General features: G+C 48.3%; 16 protein-coding genes. 8 read left to right on the top strand and 8 right to left on the bottom strand.

Features of this window, described 5'->3' with window-relative positions; all coding sequences use genetic code 11:
• Nucleotides 1–6: 6 nt before the first annotated feature.
• The 6 genes from K7B07_RS25280 to K7B07_RS25255 all read left to right on the top strand — a co-directional run bounded on the left by K7B07_RS25280 (nt 7) and on the right by K7B07_RS25255 (nt 11003).
• On the top strand, nt 7–1176 hold the full coding sequence (locus K7B07_RS25280) for a DUF4959 domain-containing protein (protein ID WP_223713331.1): 1170 nt from the start codon (nt 7–9) through the stop codon (nt 1174–1176).
• A 29-nt stretch (nt 1177–1205) separates the two neighbouring features.
• Nucleotides 1206–2411, top strand: a complete 1206-nt coding sequence (locus K7B07_RS25275; protein ID WP_223713330.1) for a DUF4998 domain-containing protein — start codon at nt 1206–1208, stop codon at nt 2409–2411.
• Between the two features lie 67 nt (nt 2412–2478).
• Nucleotides 2479–4767: a GH92 family glycosyl hydrolase gene (locus K7B07_RS25270; protein WP_223713329.1), complete on the top strand. Its 2289-nt coding sequence runs from the start codon at nt 2479–2481 to the stop codon at nt 4765–4767.
• A gap of 45 nt (nt 4768–4812) precedes the next feature.
• Nucleotides 4813–6150 carry a glucosidase family protein gene (locus tag K7B07_RS25265; protein ID WP_223713328.1) on the top strand — a complete coding sequence of 446 codons (1338 nt, stop codon included), beginning with the start codon at nt 4813–4815 and terminating at the stop codon, nt 6148–6150.
• A 214-nt stretch (nt 6151–6364) separates the two neighbouring features.
• Nucleotides 6365–7564 (top strand): basic secretory protein-like protein, encoded by a 1200-nt coding sequence (locus tag K7B07_RS25260; RefSeq protein ID WP_223713327.1) that lies wholly within the window; start codon nt 6365–6367, stop codon nt 7562–7564.
• A 301-nt stretch (nt 7565–7865) separates the two neighbouring features.
• Complete coding sequence (locus tag K7B07_RS25255) at nt 7866–11003, top strand: GH92 family glycosyl hydrolase (RefSeq protein WP_223713326.1); 3138 nt, start codon at nt 7866–7868, stop codon at nt 11001–11003.
• Nucleotides 11004–11013: 10 nt separating this feature from the next.
• Here the strand turns inward: K7B07_RS25255 and K7B07_RS25250 are convergent, their stop codons facing one another.
• The 3 genes from K7B07_RS25250 to K7B07_RS25240 form a co-directional block, all read right to left on the bottom strand.
• Complete coding sequence (locus K7B07_RS25250; protein WP_223713325.1) at nt 11014–11931, bottom strand: helix-turn-helix domain-containing protein; 918 nt, start codon at nt 11929–11931, stop codon at nt 11014–11016.
• Nucleotides 11932–11944: 13 nt separating this feature from the next.
• Nucleotides 11945–12847: an NmrA family NAD(P)-binding protein gene (locus K7B07_RS25245; protein WP_223713324.1), complete on the bottom strand. Its 903-nt coding sequence runs from the start codon at nt 12845–12847 to the stop codon at nt 11945–11947.
• A gap of 122 nt (nt 12848–12969) precedes the next feature.
• Nucleotides 12970–13485 (bottom strand): GNAT family N-acetyltransferase, encoded by a 516-nt coding sequence (locus K7B07_RS25240; protein WP_223713323.1) that lies wholly within the window; start codon nt 13483–13485, stop codon nt 12970–12972.
• Between the two features lie 344 nt (nt 13486–13829).
• Here K7B07_RS25240 and K7B07_RS25235 point away from each other — a divergent pair, with 344 nt between their 5' ends.
• Entirely contained in the window at nt 13830–14891 is a 1062-nt protein-coding gene (locus K7B07_RS25235; RefSeq protein WP_223713322.1) for a hypothetical protein, read from the top strand.
• A gap of 46 nt (nt 14892–14937) precedes the next feature.
• On the opposite strand, the gene K7B07_RS25230 is transcribed toward K7B07_RS25235, so the two are convergent.
• The 3 genes from K7B07_RS25230 to dcd all read right to left on the bottom strand — a co-directional run bounded on the left by K7B07_RS25230 (nt 14938) and on the right by dcd (nt 17818).
• The gene (locus K7B07_RS25230) at nt 14938–15756 is read right to left on the bottom strand and encodes a glycoside hydrolase family 16 protein (protein ID WP_223713321.1); all 819 of its coding nucleotides are present in this window, start codon (nt 15754–15756) and stop codon (nt 14938–14940) included.
• An 89-nt stretch (nt 15757–15845) separates the two neighbouring features.
• The gene (locus tag K7B07_RS25225) at nt 15846–17165 is read right to left on the bottom strand and encodes a dihydrolipoamide acetyltransferase family protein (RefSeq protein ID WP_223713320.1); all 1320 of its coding nucleotides are present in this window, start codon (nt 17163–17165) and stop codon (nt 15846–15848) included.
• Between the two features lie 116 nt (nt 17166–17281).
• Nucleotides 17282–17818 (bottom strand): dCTP deaminase, encoded by a 537-nt coding sequence (gene dcd, locus K7B07_RS25220; protein WP_223713319.1) that lies wholly within the window; start codon nt 17816–17818, stop codon nt 17282–17284.
• A gap of 187 nt (nt 17819–18005) precedes the next feature.
• Between dcd and K7B07_RS25215 the strand changes: the two genes are divergently transcribed.
• Nucleotides 18006–18614 carry a 4'-phosphopantetheinyl transferase family protein gene (locus K7B07_RS25215; RefSeq protein ID WP_223713318.1) on the top strand — a complete coding sequence of 203 codons (609 nt, stop codon included), beginning with the start codon at nt 18006–18008 and terminating at the stop codon, nt 18612–18614.
• Between the two features lie 197 nt (nt 18615–18811).
• On the opposite strand, the gene recN is transcribed toward K7B07_RS25215, so the two are convergent.
• On the bottom strand, nt 18812–20467 hold the full coding sequence (recN, locus tag K7B07_RS25210) for a DNA repair protein RecN (RefSeq protein ID WP_223713317.1): 1656 nt from the start codon (nt 20465–20467) through the stop codon (nt 18812–18814).
• A 191-nt stretch (nt 20468–20658) separates the two neighbouring features.
• Nucleotides 20659–21414, bottom strand: coding sequence for a zinc ribbon domain-containing protein (locus K7B07_RS25205; RefSeq protein ID WP_223713316.1), 756 nt, complete (start codon nt 21412–21414; stop codon nt 20659–20661).
• Between the last annotated feature and the right edge of the window lie 25 nt (nt 21415–21439).

Genomic DNA, 21439 nt, shown 5'->3' with positions numbered 1-21439 from the left:
ATTGAAATGAAGAACCGTATTTTCTGTAATCTGCTGCTGCTGTTGCTGCTGATGGCCGCCTGTAAGAAAGACGTGTCCGGTCCGGCAGTAAAGGACGGTACGGCCCCCGGCCCGGTGCGTAATGTCACGGTGGAAAATCTTCCCGGTGCGGCAAGGATCGGTTATGCATTGCCTGCCGACCCGGACCTCCAGTATGTGAAAGCCAGGTATACCACACGCCAGGGTATAACCCGCGAAACCAAGGTGAGCCGCTATAACCGGAGCCTGCTGGTAGAAGGCTTCGGAGATACCAGCCAGTACCAGGTATCGCTTTATGCCGTAGATAAAAGTGAGAACGTTTCGCCGGCACTGGATGTAACAGTACGTCCGCTTACGCCGCCGGTATGGACGGTAAGAAAGAGCCTGCTGCTGGCGCCGGATTTTGGTGGCGTGAATGTGAAGTATACCAATCCCGGCGAAAGTGATCTTGCTATCGTGGTATTGGCAAATGATTCACTGGGGCAGTTCTCACCTCGTATCACTAATTATACCAATCTGAAAGCAGGAGATTTTTCCACCCGCAATATGCCGGATGTACCTACAAAATTCGGGGTTTATATCCGGGACCGCTGGGGCAACCTGTCGGATACACTGATCACTGAGCTGACGCCGTTGTTTGAAGAATTGCTGGACCGCAGGAAAATGAAAGGCGTGGCGCTGCCCACCGATGCGCCGCTGGGGCATGGTGGTGATATTGCAGGTCTTTTCGACGGGAACCCCACGGGAGGCGGATTTTACCATTCCGGTGATGCGGCACACATGCCACAGTGGTTTACATACGACATGGGCGTAACCGCCAAGTTGAGCCGCCTTGTATGGTTTATGCGGCCTGGCTTTTATTATACCCTTCATAATCCGCGGGAAGTGGAGATCTGGGGCTCCAATAACCCCAACCCGGACGGAAGCTTTGATGACAGCTGGATGTTACTGACCAAATCCACACAAATAAAACCTTCCGGCCTGCCGGAGGGTCAGCTCTCACAGGCAGATATGGATGCCGCCCTTGCCGGTCATACCGTGGTATTTCCGCTGAATACGCCCAAAGTGCGCTATATACGGTTTAAAACATTAAAGAACTGGTCGAATGGCACCTATGTGAATTTTTATCAGATCATGATGTGGGGCGATACAAAATAAGAAGCTGTTTAAACAAGAAATAATCATACATGAAGCAGATCTATTATACAGCAGGGTTTTGGATGGTACTTGTCGTGCTGATGCTGTCCTGCACCAAAACCAATGGCGATGCCTATAAGCGGTACCTCGAAAAAGGGGAGCTTACCTACCCCGGCAGGGTAGATACCGTGATCGTACAGCCGGGCCACAACCGGATCCTGCTTTCCGTGGTACTGGGTAATGACCCGCTGGTAACCCGGTTGAATGTATACTGGAATAACTCCCAGGATTCGATGGAGGTGCCGGTAAAACGGACGACCGGTATCGACACGATTAATGTGATGGTGCCGGGTCTTAATGAAGGCAACTATAATTTTGTACTGTACACCTATGACAATGCCGGTAACAGATCCGTTGTGGTCAATGCATTTGGTGTGGCTTACGGACAAAATTATACCAGCTCTCTGGTGAACCGCAGCCTGAGATCGGTGGAGCAATCGGCAGACGGGAACCAGATCCAGCTGAACTGGGGAGAGCCGGCATCCGGTGAACTGGGCATCGAAGTGCAATACACTAATGCGGCAGGAGCCACACAGCAGCTGACCGTATTGCCAACAGAAACGACCACCACGATCCCGGACTATAAAGAGCGTTCGGAGCTTACCTACCGGTCGAAGTACCTGCCGGATTCAACTGCTTTTGAATATTTTTATCCAAAAGCCGATACCATTACATTACCGGCATTTGAACGGCAGCTTCCCAAGTCGGGCTTTAGCATACTGGAGCTGCCCACCGATGTAAAAGAAGGCGGATACAATTGGCTGATGCCATTTTTGTGGGATGAAAACTACGATCCGCCGGGTTTTGCCACAGAGTCCCGTATTCCCTGCTGGTTTACGATCGATTGTGGGTCCGCGGCCGCGCTCAGCCGCTTTAAAGTATGGCAGGCCAACGACCGGTTGTACAACCTGGAGAGTGTAAAAACATTTGAATTGTATGGAAGCAATGCTCCGGCTGCAGACGGCAGCTGGGCCAGCTGGACAAAGATCGGCGCCTATACTTCCCTGAAGCCATCGGGGCTGCCGCCGGGACAAAATACACAGGAAGACATAGATTATGCAAAAGCCGGTGAGGTATTTACCGTTCCGGAAGCAACTGCTTCTTTCCAGTATTACCGGTTCAGGCTGCTGAGCAACTGGGGTAACGGTAAGTTTATGACCATGGAAGAAGTGACTTTTTATACACGCGACCGGTAGGCAGGGCTTTCGTTAATAAACAGAGCCGTTAACCCGGGGCGTTGTTTTTTATTGTAATCTTGAACGGATGAATGTACGTAACAATATGGATTTTTTTTTGAGGACAGTACTGTTGCTGGCCGGTTCTTTTATAGTTCCCGTTGCCATGGCACAGCAAAAGCAGCCCGTGGATTATGTGGATCCGTTTATCGGTACTTCTAATTCCCGGTGGATGCTGTTTCCCGGGGCCACTATGCCCAATGGGATGGTGAAGCTGAGTCCGGACAACCAGCGCAATGTTTGGCAGGGCGGGTATGAATATTCTATCGGGAGTATTCATGGGTTCAGTCATATACACGGATGGACAATGGCCGGCTTGCTGACCATGCCCACCAATGGTGATCTGTCGCTGACCCCCGGCCTTCCGGATGACCCGTTCAAAGGTGCAGGTGCCGGTTATCATTCGCGGTTCCGTCATGAAGATGAAAAAGCCGCACCGGGTTATTATTCTGTGTACCTGCTGGATTCACGTATTAAGGCAGAGCTGACAGCTACAGAACGCACGGGTGTGCAGCGGTATTCATTTCCGGCGGATTCTTCCAACCGTGTCATGATCCAGCTGAACCTGCCGTCGGAGTATGGCATAGAACTAAAGGATGCAATGATCACCCGGGTAAGCAACAGTGAGGTGGAAGGGGTTGCCCATACGGTCTCCGCCGGCTTTAACGATTACCGCCTGTACTTTGTCATGCAGTTCAGTAAACCTTTCGCAGCATTTCATGGCTTTACCGGGCAGGGAGTGGTAACTGCAGATACGGTGAGGGAGCAGGGTGGCATCGGCGCGTATGTTGACTTTCCATCAGCAACACCCCAGCAGGTGATCCTGCGTACGGGCATCTCCTTTGTATCAAATGCACAGGCCCGCCTGAACCTGAAAACGGAACTGAAAGCATTCGACTGGGATTTTGATGCCATAGCGGCGCACAGTCGCGACGTATGGAGCCATCTCCTGAATACGATACATGTAAGCGGAGGATCGGAAGAAAATAAAACAAAATTTTATACCAACCTGTACCGCTGTTTCACTGCTAAAATGATCATGAGCGATGTGAACGGCAGATACCGTGATGCCTGCGAGAAAGAGCAGCAGCTGCCTGCAGGACGGAGTGTGATGATCGGTGGCGATGCGTACTGGAACAGCTTCTGGAACCTGAACCTGCTATGGACCCTGTGTACGCCGGGTATGGTGCAGCAGCTGGTGGATACGCAATTGGAACTGTATGAGAAAACCGGCTGGCTTTCCAAGGGGCCGGCGGGCATCGAGTACTCCGGTATTATGGAAGGCTCTCATGAAATGGCATTGATGACAAGTGCCTATCGCAAAGGAATCGTGAAAGAGAACGCAGCAACCGCATATGCGGCCATGAAGAAACACGTAACGGTGGAGCCGCAGCCGCTTTGCGGAGGAAACCCCGGCAATCCGCAGATTTCGGTTTATGCAGAAAAGGGGTATGTCCCGGTTGAAAAAGGTGTTACCTCAAAAACGCTGGATTATGCTTATGACGACTGGTGTGTGGCACAGATGGCAGCATTGCTGAATAAAAAACAGGATTACCGCTTTTTTCTGAACCGCGCTTCCAGCTGGAAAAATGTATTTGATACAGCAAGCGGTTTTGTGGTACCGCGAAAGGCAGACGGGACCTTTATTCCGGACTTTGACCGGTTCTCTGTAAATCATTTCATCGAAGGCAATTCCTGGCAATATTCCTTTTATGTACCACACGATGTGGAAGGGTTGATCCGCCTGGTAAAGCAGGAACGGTTTTTGAGCCGGCTTAAGGAAGGGTTTAGGAAATCGGAATTCCACCGGTTTGCCGCGCATGCGCTGGACCGCACCATGGGGCAGTCTGCGGAATATTATATCAACCACGGGAATGAGGTGAATATGCAGGCGGCCTATCTGTTTAACTATGCCGGCCAGCCGCAGCTTACCCAGTACTACACCCGGAAAATACTGGATACGTTCTATGACGCTTCACCCTATGTGGGCTGGAATGGTGATGAGGATGAGGGCCAGATGGGCGCCTGGTTTGTGATCAGCGCCCTCGGGCTTTTTGAAATGAACGGCGGTACTTCTGAAGGACTGCGGGTGGATATTACAAGCCCGCTGTTCCCTGAGGCAAGGATCCGGCTTGACAATGCTTATTATAAAGGAAAGGAATTTGTGATCAGGGCACATCATCATTCGCCGGATAATATTTATATACAGTCGGCAAAACTTAATGGCAGAACGCTGAAGGAAAATTACATCAGTTTTAATGATATTGTAAACGGAGGCGTACTGGAATTATACATGACGGCGACACCCGGCAACTAGCAATAACGGTATTATTCATACATAAATCAGGTCTAAACAAAATTTATGAAGCGACTATTTTTATTGAACATTGTATTTGTATTAACGGCGGCACAGGCTCAGACCGGAAAAGTAAAACTTTCATCCTATGCAGGGCGTACCACAACGGCTGGCGTCAGCAAGGCAGCGCTGGCGGCACAGATATTGAACGATGAGCGCCTGGATACGGTACAGGCGCGTGCACTGCGGATATTGACCGGTTTTAATGCCGGTACCGGGTATGGTGAGATCTGGATCAGGGATTTTAATACCTTTATAAAAGGATCGCTTAAAGCACGGGATCAGAAAGATGTAAAAGAAGCGTTGTTGCTGTTCTTTAAGATACAGGGCGCGGACGGCAACATTCCGGATGGAGCGATCAATAAGAAGCAGGCGAACATCGGTTATAAATACAGTTACTCCGACCTCGCACCGGATTGGGCCAGTCATAAGAATACGGTAGAGACCGACCAGGAATCCTCACTGGTACAGGCCGTAAAAAAATACATTGATGTTACCGGTGATAGCGGTATCCTGCAGGAGAAAGTGGGAGCGCAGACTGTATTACAACGACTGGAGGCCGCACTGAATTTTGTGCTTACTGAACGCTGGTCGAAGGAGTACGGTCTTGTAAAAGGCGCCACGACCATCGATTGGGGCGATGTACAACCCGAAAAGGGCTGGGGTGTTGCACTGAATGAAAAAACAAAATGGTCCATTGATATTTATGATAATGCAATGTTTGTAATGGCGCTGAATGATTTTGTTGTTATGACCCCCGCATCCGGTGCATTGCATAAAAAATGGCAGGCTACGGCGGCAACAATAAAAAAGAATATCCGCAAACAGCTCTGGGACGGGGGGAAAGCAAAATACATTCCGCATCTTTATTTGAACGGAAGCCCGTTTTCAAAAGATTTTGATGAACGCAGCATTCTCTATACCGGCGGTACCACCTGTGCCATTCTTGCCGGAATACACAGCAGGAACGAGATAAAGAAGATCAATGACCAGTTTTTGCGGGCAGCGGAAAAAGAAAAATTTGCTACCATCGGGATGACGGTCTATCCGCCCTACCCGGTAGAAGAGTTCCCGAACATGGCGGCTTATTTTTACCAGAATGCCGGGGACTGGACCTGGTTTGGCGGAAGGATGATCCATGCGCTGGTAGCAAATGACATGGCGCTTGAAGCCTATGCGGAGATGAGCCCGATGATCGACCGTGTATTGCAGAACAAAGGATTTTATGAATGGTATGATGTGCGCAACGGAAAAGCCTCCGGCTCGGGCGATTTCAGAGGTGAAGCAGGTGTGCTGTATGATGCTATTGATGCATTGAGAAGCTGGGCGAAACAGGTAAAATAAACAAATGACCGGAAGCCAGGTAGCAGGCAATAATGAGGCCCTGAATATTATATACAGGTTTGTGCCTTCCCGGGAAACGTTTTTTTACAGATGATGCAGGTGGAACGGCTGTGAAAAACAGGTTTATTGCAACGGGCTTAAAAACCCGGAAATATCGCGTTCAGGAACAATGGATGAACAATAGTTGCATTATTTACCCTAAAACAAATACACTATGTTAATCTTGAAATGTTGCAAACTGGCTGCTGTACTATTATTACCAGGGTTGCTGTACCTGGGATGTAAAAAAACGGAAATGGCGCTGCCCGTTGATAACGAAACAACCGATTCAACGGAGGTGGTCACCGAAACCGATATTACTTTGTATGGACAGCTGTCTGTTAGTACCGAAAATGTAAACGGTGCCGGAAGTGCTGAAGGGTCGCTGAAGATGATTGACGGCGATATCAATACACAATTTCTAACGGAACATACTTCCGATTTTTTTGTACAGATGACATTTCCCGAGCCCCGGCAGGTAGCCGCGTATAGTGTTACTGTCGGCGATATATATAACCAAAGGGACCCGAAAGACTGGACGGTAAAGGCTTCTAATGATGGCGTCAATTGGGTAGTATTGAACCGGCGGTCCGTAGAAGACTTCTGGGCACGCAAAGCTACCAAAAGATATGATTTTATCAACACCGGCAGTTATAAATATTATCGCTGGGCGATATCGGAAACACGTTGGGATCATTTTCTTGAAGTAGGCGAGTGGCGGTTGTTTTCGGTTCCTCCGGCTGCACAGGTAGAAGGGCCTCCTTCCCGAATTGATACAACCCGGCAGAACGGACTTACCCTGATTTTTGTAGATGAGACAGCACAGGGGCTCAATGCACAGCATAAACAGGCATTTAAAAATGTATTTTTTACCAACTATCCGAAATTGATGGAGGCATTTAATCCAAACGCAATAAAGACCGTTTATTTTAAAGCAGACCCCGGTTATCCGGGCATAGCAGCCGCCCATCCGGAACATGGGTATGTGTATTATGGAACGGATTACATCATGAATCACACGCAGGATATTGATATTGTTACACATGAAATTATGCACCTTGTTCAAAACTATCCTTCGGGCCCGGGATGGGTATCAGAAGGGATTGCTGATTATGTCCGTCACGTATACGGCATTGATAATGCCGCAGCCAACTGGTCTCTTAAACCGCCGGTTGCCGGTGAATCTTATACGAAGGGATATGGGACAGCAGCCCGATTCTTTCTTTGGATGGAGCATCACATGCAGCAAGGACTTGTAAAAAAGCTGGACACACTTATGCGTTCGGGTAATTACACCGATCAGTTTTGGGTGACGGAGACCGGAAAAACCGTTGATCAGTTGTGGAACGATTATATAAATAATCCTGAACTATAGCCGATTGATGGTAAAAAGAAATGGATGATATGAACGATCATCGGAAAACCTTGTGTGGTATCTTTACAGATCAGGGAAGACCGGTGCGATCTGCAAATAAAATGACAGACATGTAGTGAGCGGTTTTTTAAAAAGATCTTAAAGGCTGAAGTTTTTTAAACCATTAAGAAATGAAGAGCATTAAGTTCGCATATAAATGAACCGGATGTTGTGCAGGTAAGAAATCTAATAAACCTAAACGCCGTAATGGTTGGCATATTTTTAGCGCCGTCCTGTGCGGTAGATGATAATAAATGATCTTATGAATAAGAACGTCTTTTGGAAAATATTACTGGCCGGTTGCTTTGCGGGGATGACATTTTTTTGCAGCGCCCAGGAGCGCGTTATCTGGAGCATCGGAAAAAAAGATAACAGTGCGGCGGAATTTGCCCTGGCCCCGGACCGCTATGCGGACTTCCTGAAAGAGGACTTCGGGTGGGAGAACCGGCAATTCATCGTCGGGCGTTCGGATCCGCGCCGGGACTGGCCCTATGTATTGCCAGGCCCGGCAGACGGCTGGGGAGGCACGGGGCCTACAGCAGGTATCCGTACCCAGGTGTTGAATATATTATTTGACCTGAAGTCGGTGGACGCTGACAAGGCCGGTGTCTTGATTGTGGATGTGCTGCATACGCATGTAAAGCTACCGCCTTATTTAAAGATCACGGTCAATGGCCGCTCTTATAATTTTCGCCTGCCTCCGGGTGCTGATGAAGCTGCATTGACGGGGAAGAATGATAATGCGCTGCATCACACCCTTACGATCCCGCTGGATACAACAGGTTTGAAAACCGGAATTAATGAGATACAGCTGACCAGCCTGGAAGGATCCTGGATGGTGTTTGATGATATCCGCCTGGAAGGCAGCACAAAGACTGTGCTGAACCCCGTACCAACCACAGTACTTGTCCGTGATGTGAAAGCGGCACCCTGGCAATTGAATGCTGCGGTACAGCCGCTGCTGATCAACGTGGCGCATACGGACGGCACTCCATTGCTGCAGGTGAAACTGGATGGTAAAACTATTTTCAATAAAAAGCTGGAAGCCGGACCTGCGGTACTGGAGGCTCCAATGGAAGCCGTCACGGCCTCCGTTGAAAGCAAGTATACTGTTATTGCCGATGGCAAAGAGGTCGCTTCGGGTACGGTAGTCCGCAGCCCGCTGCCGCTGGTACAGCCTTCGGATTACGTAAACACGTTCCTGGGTACTGCACATTCAAGATGGATGATCGCGCCTGGCCCGTGGATGCCCTTCAGCATGGTAAAGCTGAGTCCGGATAACCAGAATGCAGGATGGCAGGCGGGATACGACCCGATCTATGAAAGCATCGGCACCTTCAGTCATGTGCATGAGTGGACCATGGCCGGACTGGGAATGCTGCCCGTTAACGGGCCGTTGAAAATAAAAATGGGAGATGAGGCCGCACTGAAATATGATTCAACAGGATACCGCTCGTTTATCAACAAAGCAACTGAAGAAGCGCCGCTGGGGTATTACAAGGCGGATCTCACTACCTATAATATCAAAGCAGAGCTTACGTCAACCAGTCGTTGCAGTTTTCAACGGTATACTTATCCGCAGCAGCAGGATGGCCGGGTGATGATCGATCTGAAAATTCCGGCTGAATATGATTACAAAATCCTGAAAGCGTCTCTTACACAGATAGACGCGCATACAATTGAGGGATACAGTGTTCAGCAGTCCAAGAATGTCTGGTCTGCCGATGCAGACCAGGACTATACCCTGTACTTCCGGATCGAATTCGATCAACCGATAAAAAAAATAGGAGGCTGGGTTAATGATACGATAACCGGCCAGAACCGTTTGGATGCGGCGCATCCAAACCAGATGGGTTGCTATGTTGAGTTCGACACGCACGAAAACCCTGTGGTACAGGTGCGCACGGGCATTTCCTATGTAGATGCAGCCGGCGCCCGGCGCAATTTACAGGAGGAGGTCAGTGCCCCATTCGGCTGGGATTTTAATGCCGTACGGCAACACAACGTTAAAACCTGGAACGACCTGCTCCGCCGCGTGACCATCACCAGTGACGACAGCCGGGAGAAAATGCGCTTTTATACCAACCTCTACCGCAGCTTCTGCAGGAACACATTCAGTGATGTGGACGGACGCTGGGTGGATGCCACTGAAAAAATACAACAGCTGAAAACGCCGGAAGACGCAGCCCTGGGTTGTGATGCTTTCTGGAATACATTCTGGAACCTGAACCAGGTCTGGAACCTGGTAGCGCCGGAATGGTCCGGCAAATGGGTGCGCTCACAACTGGCGATGTTTAATGCCAATGGCTGGCTGGCCAAAGGCCCGGCAGGAATGGAGTACATACCGGTGATGGTGGGCGAGCATGAGATCCCGCTGCTGGTAAGCGCCTACCAGATGGGCATCAGGGACTATGATACGGAAGACCTGTTCAGGGCCGTGGTAAAAACGGCTACTGCCAGCCCCGAGCGTGTGGGTAATGGATTTGCGGGCAACAGGGATATCGAAGCCTTTCTGAAATATAAATATGTGCCGGCCGATAAAGGAAGGTTTTCCAATACACTGGAGTATGCCTATGATAACTGGACGATCGGGCAGCTTGCTGAAGCCCTGCACAAACCCGAAGAAGCCCAGTTTAAAGAAAGGGGTAACTGGTGGAAGCATGCGATCGATACGGTTACCGGCTATGCACGTATGCGGTATAGCAGCGGGGAATGGGAAAAGAATTTTGATCCGTATAAATCCGGGGCCAATCATCATTATGTGGAAGGAAATGCCTGGCAGCTCACCTATTTTGTGCCACAGGATGTACCGGCCCTTATCCGGGCCATCGGTAAAGGACGTTTTACCGACCGGCTGACCAAAGGGTTTAAGGCCAGCGAACCCTGGCGGTACAATGCTCCCGGCGATCAGTACTGGGATTTTCCCGTAGTACAGGGCAACCAGCAATCCATGCATTTTGCTTTCCTGTTCAACTGGGCGGGGCAACCCTGGCAAACACAGCAATGGAGCCGTTCCATTCTTGATCGTTATTATGGGTTTGGTGTGGCTGATGCTTACCTGGGTGATGAGGACCAGGGACAAATGAGCAGCTGGTTTGTAATGGCCGCCCTGGGACTGTTTCAGACCGATGGCGGTTGTAATGTAATACCGCACTATGAAATAACAAGTCCGTTGTATAAACAGGTGGTTATCGACCTGGGCAACCGGTACGGGCGTGGGAAACAGTTTGTGATCAGCGCCCCGGCCGCATCCCGGGAAAATAAATACATACAGCGGGCCCGCCTGAATGGCCGCATCCTGAACTCGTTCCGTTTTCCCGCCAGTGAACTGCTTAAGGGCGGTACGCTGGAACTGGAAATGGGAAGCCGCCCCAATAAGACATGGGGCACCGGACAATAAAAGCTGTTTATTAATTAAACGCTCTCCGGAACTCCAGCGGCGAAAGACGGGTCTTGGCTTTGAACAACTTGCTGAATGATTGCGGATGTTCAAAGCCCAGTTCATAAGCGATCTCGCTTACGGACAGGCTGGTGGTGGAAAGTTTTTCCTTCGCTTTGCCGATCAGTTTTTCGTGGATGTATTGCTGGGTGCTTTGTCCTGTCAGTACCTTCAGCAACCCGCTCAGATATCCGGGGGATGTGTTTAGTGCTGCCGCCACCTGCTGAACGGAGGGCAGGCCTTTTGCCATCAGTTCCTCGTTGCTGAAATACGCTGCCATAAAGGTTTCCAGCTGGTCGAGAACCTGGTGGTTGGTGATCTTCCGGGTGATGAACTGGCGTTGATAAAACCGCTCTGCATAGCTCAGCAGGGTTTCAATCTGGGCAATAATGATGTTCTGACTGAAAGCATCAATAGTTGAATGGTATTCCTGCCGGATGTTTTCAATGATATTATTGAGGACGGTTTCTTCTTTTTCTGAAAGGAACAGGGCCTCATTTACTGAATAATCAAAGTATTGATAACGCCTGATGTTTTTCGCCAGCGAAGTATTCCAGAAAAAATCGGGATGGATCAGCAGCATCCACCCCGAATGCTGTGGCGTTGTTGTTGCATCGATTGTAACGCTGAACACCTGGCCCGGCGCCATAAAGAACATCACCCCCTCGTCAAAATCATAGGCCTGCTGGCCATACCGTATTTTGGCATTGGTGGTCCGTTTGACGGAAATGGAATAAAAATCCATGACCCAGTTCAGTGTATTATTACCGGGGCTGTGGCTGATGGCACTGTAATCCACCACACTGATCAACGGATGCTCCGGCCGGGGCAACTTCCGGAATTCATGGAACTCGGTGATCGTCCGGATCCGTTGAGGTTGTTTTTTCATACTATAAATGTAATTATTGCTGACGATAAATGGCGGCAAACTCGGTCGCAAAATCCTTCAGCTTTACATTGCCCAATACCGGTTTATTGCGTTGGTAATCCTCATACAATACGCCGCCGCGCCGGGCGGCATTCATTTCAACAAAACCTTTTGCCGTCTGCGGGTTCATTCCGGCAACAACCAGGTTATGCAATAACTGTTCGTCGGGGATCACCCGCCATTCCAGATCAGGCCGGCCGGTTGCTGCTCCCAGTATTGCGGCCACTTCATTGGGAGAGGCTTCATCACTGGCGATATACCGTACCGTTCTTCCTTCAAACGGAAGTTCGATCTCTTCGGCGATAACCGCTGCAATATCCAAAGGAGAGACCCAGGGCTCTTTTTCATCGCCGCCATAATTTTGTACAATGGTGCCCTGCTTTTTTATACCGGGTATAAAGGCAAACATGTTGTAATAAAACCCCACGGGGCGCATGAACTTAATGGAAACATCGGCCGGTAATTCATTCAGGATCTTTTCTGAGTTGTGGTGAAAAGAAAGAATACCGTTGCCGCTGCTCATATGCGCACCGATGCTGCTTAAATGCACGACCTGTTTTACTTCCGATTGCTCAATGGCATTTTTATAATTGTCAGCAATTCTGGTATTGGCAGCTATAAAATCAAGCTCCTGGTTAAAGAAGCTGCCGGCATTCAGCGCCTCCATAGCATATACAAGATCTGCGCCGGTAAAGGCAGCTGTGAGAAAGTCGACATCTTCCATATTGCCGATGGCAGGTGCGGCGCCTGCTGCTTCAATAGCATCTCTTCTTTCCGGGCTGCTGCTGATAACGGTAACCGAATGCCCTTTTTGTACCAATGATTGGGTAAGCGGTTTGCTGATGTGTCCTAATGAACCGGTAACGATAATTTTCATTGTGTTGTTTTTTGATGCTGCAAAAATCTGCAACAGTCAAAGAACAGTTGTAGTCGTATCTGCGTTTGTTGTAGCCAAATCCGGCCGGGATACAGCTGGCGAAGGGGCAGTAAGCTGCAGCTTTAAAATTCGAGTAACAGGAGATGGTTGGGATTGGAATGTGTTTTTGAAATTTCAAAATCGTGACTGCCGATGATGCGGAAGCCATTTTTTTTATAGAACCGGATGGCCCGGAGGTTCTCTTTCCAGACAAAGAGCCAGACGCCCTGCTGGCCGTTTGTTTTTGCAAGATGGATGTTGAAATCAAATAAAACCTGTCCAAGGTGTTGGTTATAGAAGGTGCTTAGCAGGTAAAGCCGTTCCAGTTTGGTAAGCCCTTTTATGTCGCTACCAGGATAAGGCTGGTTGAGTATGATTTTAGAATAGCCCGCAACCTGTTTATCATAATAAAGCAGGTGATACAGGTTGCCCGGGTCTGCCAGTTCCCTTTTCAGAAGATCCGGATGATACCTGGTTGCGATATAGGCATCGATGTCTTCCGCTTGGGCACTGTTGCCATGCGATTCGATAAAGGTACGGGCTGCTAATGCGGCAATGAGTGCTGCTTCCTGCTCTGTTGCTTTTACAATGGAGGCCATTTGTTTTATTGTACCGTAAAGTTAACAGGAATGCGTTAATGATTTTTCCGCAGAAGCGGGTAAAAACAACCACGACAAGCGATAAGGAATGCCTCTAACAGAGAGAACGGCTGGCCCAAAGTTGCTACTCCTGAACCTGGTGGATTCCGCATTGAAGGCGCTTTGAAAAGCTAGGCAATAGGAAACGCGATCTCGGGTTGCTTCCGGGGCAGCTGCTGATTTGTAAGTCGTCATCTTAGGGGGCGGAAAATAATTAGAATAGAATATTTCGAAAATAATACTTTTCGTTTTATATTTATACCACCAAACCACTATCAGTCCACTAAACAACCAAACAAACGAATATGAAAAAAATTTTCGTCTTAGCTGCTGTGTTTTATTCATCAAGTGCTTTCAGTCAGTCACAAACAGATTTTTTTTGCTCGGGGAGAACCTATCATCTTACTTCAGAAAAAAACGCGTTGGGCAAATTTACTGTTAAGTTATTTGGGTTTTCCAGTCAGACAATAGTGATTGATTCTTCGAAACTCAGTTGGGACAAACTTTCGCAGTCAAAAAAAGATAGCCTGGTGATCGCTAAACTTAAGGAAAAAAATGTAATCATCAGTCAGTCGTCTATTCTGGAGAACAGCAAATTTGAAGACGAAGCTAAATCAGCAACTGTGGATTTTATTGATACATTGTCCTATAATCAGTTAGCTGAAGTTAATTCTCCTGCTCTTTCCAGGGAGCTCGAGGACGCATTTAAAAACCGGTTTTCCGTTTCGGACTGCAAATATGATTTTGACCTTCTTCTGGAGCGACTTACGTCAAAAAGTGCTGTTACAGCGGCTGAATCCAAATCAATTGTAGATGTTTTGGAAAATTCTTTTGGAGTTGGGATCGGACTGGGGCCAAATTTCAATATGAAAAAGACTTATGATTATTATGTTTCTCCTTATGATACGACGCTAAAAAGGGAACGGCTCAACAATCCATCTTTTGTTGCCAGTTTATTACTAACCTGGAACCCGCTTTATTCATACAGAAAATTTCAGGAAGGCGATTCCACTGTTGCAACAGGAGAAAAGTTCAGAGCGCCTGGCTATTGGGGAATAGCGATTGGTTTCAATTTTGCGGAAGTAAATCCAAGCGGCATGCAGTTTAATTTCAGATTAAGCGGAGGAATAGGGCTGCTTGGCAATTTAGGAGGCGGATTTCAGGTAGGGTTATTTTATGATCTGACCCAACAGAAAGTGTTAAGAAGTGATATGGAGCAATATATTGATAAAAAGTATCCGTTTTCGGATATCTCAAATTTGGACTCCAGGCTCTTTACTACTCAATTTATTCCTTCGGTATCGTTTAAATGCATTTACAAGTTTAAAGGAAACACGGCGGAAAGAAGAGGATTGCTGACCAACTAATTTTAGGTAGTGTGCTAATAACAATAAATTGCTGCGGTAAGAGTTTTTATTGGTACACTTTCACCCAATCAATGATCATCTGTACGGGTAACTGCTGCGGATCAACCTGGCCCACCCAGCTGCCTCCGAGCTGCTGGTCTATCAGCAGGTAAAAAGGCTGATCATAGGGCCACTGACTGGGATCCGCGCCGGTTATACGTGGATAGGTAAACGTTTCTTTTCCGTTTACTGTAAATACGATCTTATCCGGGAACCATTTTATGCCGAATGTATTAAATCCATTCCTGTCAAAAGCGGCTGTTCCTGAATGGGGCGGGTTGCGGGTCTGCTTCAGGTTGAGCGTATAGTAAGAATGGGTGGTCTGATAAATACGATTCTCAAAATTCAGATGCTCCATGATATCGATCTCCCCGTTTTTGGGATAGGCGCCGTATTTGTTTTGTTCGGCCAGCATCCATATTGCCGGCCATGCGCCTGTGGCGGATTCCAGTTTTGCCCTTATTTCTATTTTGCCATACTGAAAGGCAAATTTGCCTTTTGTATAGATACCGCCGGTGAGAAAGGGGCGTGGGTCGGAAACAGTATCCGGGTTTCGGATCCCCCGGAGGTAGATATAGCCGCTGTCGAGCCGGAAGCAGTCATTGTTGCTGCTCATATGTTTGTTCCAATCCGATTTGCCTGGCGGGATGATGGTCCATTTGCCGGTGTCGAGATTATGTTCATTGAAATCATCTCTCCAGACCAGCATCCATTTCCGTTCCTGCCGGTCCTGTTTTTGGGAGTAGATGTATCCCACGGAGCGGATGAATGGTCTGCTGCATGCAGCGAATAGCACCAGGAGGCTAAGAAGGAAGACCGCTTTCATTAGTAATTTATGGCTGGTATCAGCTTTAAGGCTTCAGCAATCAGCTGGCTTCGCTTACAACTGACCGCTTAATACTGTCAGCTCTAAGCTCACATCTCAACCGGAACAAAACTTTCCAGCTCTTTGGCTACAGCACTGAGGAAGGTAGCCCCAAGGGCTCCATCTACCACCCGGTGGTCATAGCTCATGCTGAGCACCATCATATGGCGGATCGCAATGCTGTCGCCCTGCGGCGTTTCCACCACTACAGGGCGTTTTTTGATAGCGCCTACTGCCAGGATGGCCACCTGGGGCTGGTTGATAATGGGAGTACCTGCAAGGCTGCCGAAGGTGCCCACATTGGTAATGGTAAACGTGCCGCCCTGCGTATCTTCTGCTTTGAGCTTATTGTTGCGTGCCGCATCAGCAAGGCCATTCACGCGTTTGGCCAGCCCGGTAAGATTAAGCTGATCTGCATTTTTTATAACAGGAACGATCAGGTTGCCGCTGGGAAGGGCGGTGGCCATACCGATATTGATGTCTTTTTTAATGATGATCTTATCGCCTTCCACGGAGCTGTTGATCAGCGGAAACCGTTTGATGCATTTGGTGATGGCTTCGATGAACAAAGGCATAAAGGTGATCTTGGTGCCCTCCCTTTTCTCAAAATCTTTTTTTACTTTTTCCCGCCACATCACCATGTTGGTCACGTCGGCTTCAGAGAAGCTGGTAACGTGCGGACTGGTCTGCTTGCTGCGTACCATGTGGTCTGCGATCAGTTTGCGCATGCGGTCCATTTCCACGATCTCCACATTGCTTCCGTAGCGACTTACATCCAGGGTGCTGTTTTGTTGTGGTTCCTTTGCAGGGGCAACCGTAACTGCCGGAGGTGTAACCGTTGTTGCGGGTGTCTGTTGCCGGGACCGGTTGGCCACATAGTCGAGGATATCATTTTTTGTAACGCGGCCTTCCTTTCCGGTACCCGGTATTTTTTCCAGCTCACTCATGGCGATCCCTTCGCTGGCGGCGATATTCAGTACAAGGGGGGAATAGAACCGGGCAGCAGAAGTGGAGGCGGCCTCCGGCTTAATAGTGGATGAAACCACTTCGGCTTCCTGCTCCTGTTCGGGCGCAGGTGGTGGTGCCTGTTGCGGAGCAGGTTCCGGCGCTGCGGTTTCTTCAGCAACTCCTTCCGTCCGGATCCGGGCAATAACGGTACCAATCGGCACCACATCATTTTCGTTATAAAGGATGGCTTCAATAACACCGCTGGCTGTACTGGGTACCTCACTGTCTACTTTATCGGTTGCGATTTCCAGGACGGTCTCATCCATTTCCACGGCATCACCCACCTGCTTCAACCACTTTAAAATGGTTGCTTCCATAATGCTTTCTCCTAATTTGGGCATCACCAGATCCTCTAAAGCCATAGAACAAATATATTTATTGAATAAATGTAGTTTAAAATGCTCAGCCGGGGCAAAAATAGTGATTTAGATTCTAACTTTCGTTAGTTAGCTATTGTAACTGACCAGTAGCGAAGGAGTTAAAACTTGTTCTTCCACATCATGCTTTCGACGGGGCGGTCGGGCTGACTGCTGTATTTGGCGTTTTTCTTCTGGTTGTATTTTACTTCGATTTCTCCTTCAACAGGAAAATAGATCAGCTGGCCGATGGGCATCCCTTTGTAGATCTTTACCGGTTGCTTTACAGAGATCTCCAGTGTCCAGTGTCCGCAAAAACCCACATCGCCTTTACCAGCTGTGGCATGTATGTCAATGCCAAGACGCCCTGTGGAGGATTTGCCTTCAAGGAATGGAACATGGGCATGGGCCTCTGTATATTCCAGCGTTACGCCCAGGTAAAAAATATGAGGATAGAGTACAAAGCCATCTTCAGGTATTTCAAAATAAGCGATCTCATTATGCTGTTTGGCATCCAGTTGATGGTTCTTATAGGTTGCGAGCCAGGCGCCCAGGTGCACGTCATAGGAATTGCTTCCCAGGCAGCTCCTGTCGTAGGGTTCGATCCGGATGGTTCCTTTTTCAATTTCTTCCAGTATGCGCAGGTCAGATAAGATCATGATTCATTCTTTGAAAAGGGGAGTGACGATCTCTGAAAAATTATACCGCTCACCGAATGGGTAATTACTGAAACAAATTCAGCAGTACCGCTTCAGGATGATAATATATGCACTAAACAAATTTTTAGAAACTCCTGTCCCCGTTTGAAATCCTTAACTTGCACAAATTAAGAGAATCCCGCTATTTATGCCTGTTATTTTTCAAGAAGAAATTAACAATTCCACCCGGCTCGGTATCTGGAAGATCGGGGAGGACGCTGCTTTTTTTAAGGAGAAGGTACCGCTGCACCGTGAAGTGACCCACCCCCATAAGATGTTGCAACATCTTGCCGGCCGTTTTTTGCTGCAATACCTGTTTCCCGGTTTTCCTTATCATTTGATACAGGTAGCAGAAACGCGGAAACCGTTCCTGCCCGACGACGCCTATCATTTTTCTATTTCGCATTGCGGCGATTATGCAGCGGCTATTGTCAGCAGGGATCATCGCGTGGGTATCGATATCGAGATCCCTGTAGAAAAAGTGGTCGCGATCCGGCATAAATTTATCAGTCCTGCGGAAATGGATCAGCTCAATCCGCTTTCTGTAGCCGAGCACACGCAGATCTGGTCGGCCAAGGAAGCCGTGTACAAATGGTATGGCCTTGGCAAAGTGGATTTCCGGGAGCACATCCGGTTTACCGGTTATAATGATGCGCGGTCCCAGTTCAATTGTCATTTTATGCTTACAGACAGTCGCTTAAAAGTGCAGCTGCAACAGCTTTCCGGGCTTTGTTTGAGCTATGTGGTGTCGGAGTAATTTGAAAATTTGTGAATGTGAGAATGTGGAAATGAGTATCGTTCGGGGCGGTCAGCAATCGGCTTTCAGCCTTTAGCGGTCAGTTATCAGTAAACAGCCTTCAGCAGATCGCGTTCGGGATTACAGATTTGCCCGCTTGCATCGAGTGTAAAACGGACCTGACCTGGAACATTGAACCTTAAACCTTAAACAAAAATTTATGCCTGCACCATTTCCCTTGCATTCTCTAATGCAGCGGCCGTGGGCTTTTCGCCGCTGAGCATTTTTGCAATAGCAGTGATCCGTTCCTCCGTATCCAGTTGACGCATACCTGTCCGTACCTGTTTGCCGGATACTTCCTTGTATACAAAATAATGGGCGTCGGCGCGTCCGGCAATCTGCGGTTGGTGTGTGATGCAGATCACCTGCCGGCTGCCGGCCAGGTCTTTCATAATAATGCCTACCTGTTTTGCGGCTTCACCTGATATCCCTGTATCAATTTCGTCGAAGATCAGGGTAGGGAGGTTCATACGCTGGGCCACAAGACTTTTGATGCAAAGCATAAGACGGCTCAGCTCACCACCACTGGCTACTTTGTCAACGGGTTTGAACTGACCGCTTTTGTTGGCATCAAATAAAAAGTCTACCGCATCTGCTCCCTGGGGGCCTAATGATCTTTTTTCAAAAGAAACACGGAGGGCCGCATTGGGCATACCTACCTGGGTAAGGAGTGCGTCTACTTTTTTCTCAAAAGGCGCGATCTGTTTTTTACGGGCATCTGATATCTTTTTGGCAAAGCCTTCGGCCGACCGGCGGTGTTGTTCGGTAGCGGCTTCCAGCGCGGCAATGTCCTCCTGGATATGTGCCACGCCCTGCAGTTTTTCTTCCAGTTCCTTTTGTAAGTCCAGCAGTTCTGCAGTGGATTGCACACCGTGTTTTTTCTGAAGCTTATAGCCTATGGAAAGCCGGTCGCCAAGCGCCTCTATCTGTTCCGGATCATAATGAATGGCATTGCTGATGTGTTCCAGTTCTGCGGCAATATCCTGCAGCTCCACCTGTGCGCTGTTCAGCCGGTTTACCAGGTCGGGGAGGTCCTTATGGAAATTACTGTAATTGCTGAGCAGGTGTGCAATACTTTTTAATTGCTGCACCAAGGGCTGCTCTCCCTCTTCGAGTTCGTTATAAGCTTTGCCCAGGGCGCCTTTGATGCCTTCCGAATTGGAAAGAAGTTTTAAGGAAGCATCGATCTCCTCGAGTTCGTTGTCCTTGAAATTGGCTTCGGCCAGTTCATCATACTGAAACTGGTTGTAATCGCTTTCTTTATCCAGCCGGGCCTGCTGCTCTTTGAGGTGCTCCAGCTTTTTTTTATGTTGCTGCCATTCGGCAAAACTTAAACGGTAGTCGCCGACCAGTTTTGTATTGCTGGCCAGGGCGTCCAGTACATGTACCTGGAAATCTGTATCACCCAGCTGAAGCGTATCGAACTGCTGGTGAAGATCTACCAGCAATGAGCTCAGCTGCTGCAGTTGTGAGAGGTTCACCGGAGTGTCATTGATAAAAGCACGGCTTTTCCCGTTGACGCCGATCTCCCGCCGGATAGTGATCTCGGGAGAAGGATCCAGGTCGTTGGCTTCAAGGAATTCCGTGATCTCGCTTACAGTTCCTGGTGTGAACAACCCTTCGATAATGCATTTTTTTTCTTTATCAACCAGGGCTGCGGTATCCGCTCTTTCGCCCAGTATGAGCGACAGAGCGCCGAGTATGATCGACTTTCCCGCACCGGTTTCACCGGTCACTATGTTCATACCGCTGGAGAACCGGATCTCCAGTACATCGATGATCACATAGTTCTTGATATGTAATTGTTTCAGCATCGGAAGGCAAATTAAGAAAAAGAACGCTCAATTGCTGCATCTCAATTCGGGAATTTCTGTTTCATATTCTGTTAACAGTTTATCCGGTCATAAGATGAGATTGTGACAGGCCGGGCAAGAAAAACCCCCATTCTTGCAAATGGGGGAAAATAAAAAGCCTGTCTGCAGGCAGACAGGAAAAAATCTTTCAATTATTTTACTTCAACGGTATTGTGCAGTTCTTCATCCACCAGGATGCGGCCGCAGTTCTCGCAGGCGATGATCTTTTTATGTTGTTTGATCTCGCTCTGTTTTTGAGGAGGGATGGCATAAAAACAACCTCCGCAGGCGTCGCGTACTACGGGTACTACTGCCAGCCCATTGCGAAAATTACCGCGGATTTTTTCATAGCTGGCCAGCAGGCGGGGTTCTACGTTATCTTTTGCTGACTGGGAAAGTTTCTGATATTCTTTTTCCTCTTTTTCATTCGCAGAAATGATCTTTTCCAGCTCCGCTTTTTTCAGCTCCAGTACCCCTTCCTTGGCGGTCAGGTTCTTTTTTGCTTTTTCCAGCAGAAGGAGTTTGTCAGCGATCTCTTCATTGGCATCCTTGATGTGTTTTTCTGCCAGTTTGATCTCCAGCTGCTGCATTTCGATCTCTTTATTGATGGCTTCAAACTCGCGGTTGTTCTTTACGTTTTCGCTGTCTTTCTCGTATTTTTTTACCAGTTCTTCTGATTCTTTGATTGCCCCTTTGCGTTCTTCAATGAATTCGGTAACACCGTTGATCTCTTCTTCAATCCGTGTTTGCCGGGAGCGCAGTCCGTGGATCTCATCTTCGAGGTCAGCTACTTCCATAGGGAGCTCTCCTTTTAAAATTTTGATCTCATCCAACTTGCTGTCGATCTTTTGCAGATTGATCAGGGAGCCCAGTTTTTCTTCAATTGAAAACTCTTTAATTTGTGGCATATGTTTCTTACTGTTTGAATATTAG

The sequence above is a fragment of the Niabella beijingensis genome (assembly GCF_020034665.1).
GTDB classification, from domain to species: Bacteria; Bacteroidota; Bacteroidia; order Chitinophagales; family Chitinophagaceae; genus Niabella; species Niabella beijingensis.
This window is presented reverse-complemented; position numbering and strand designations above follow the sequence as displayed.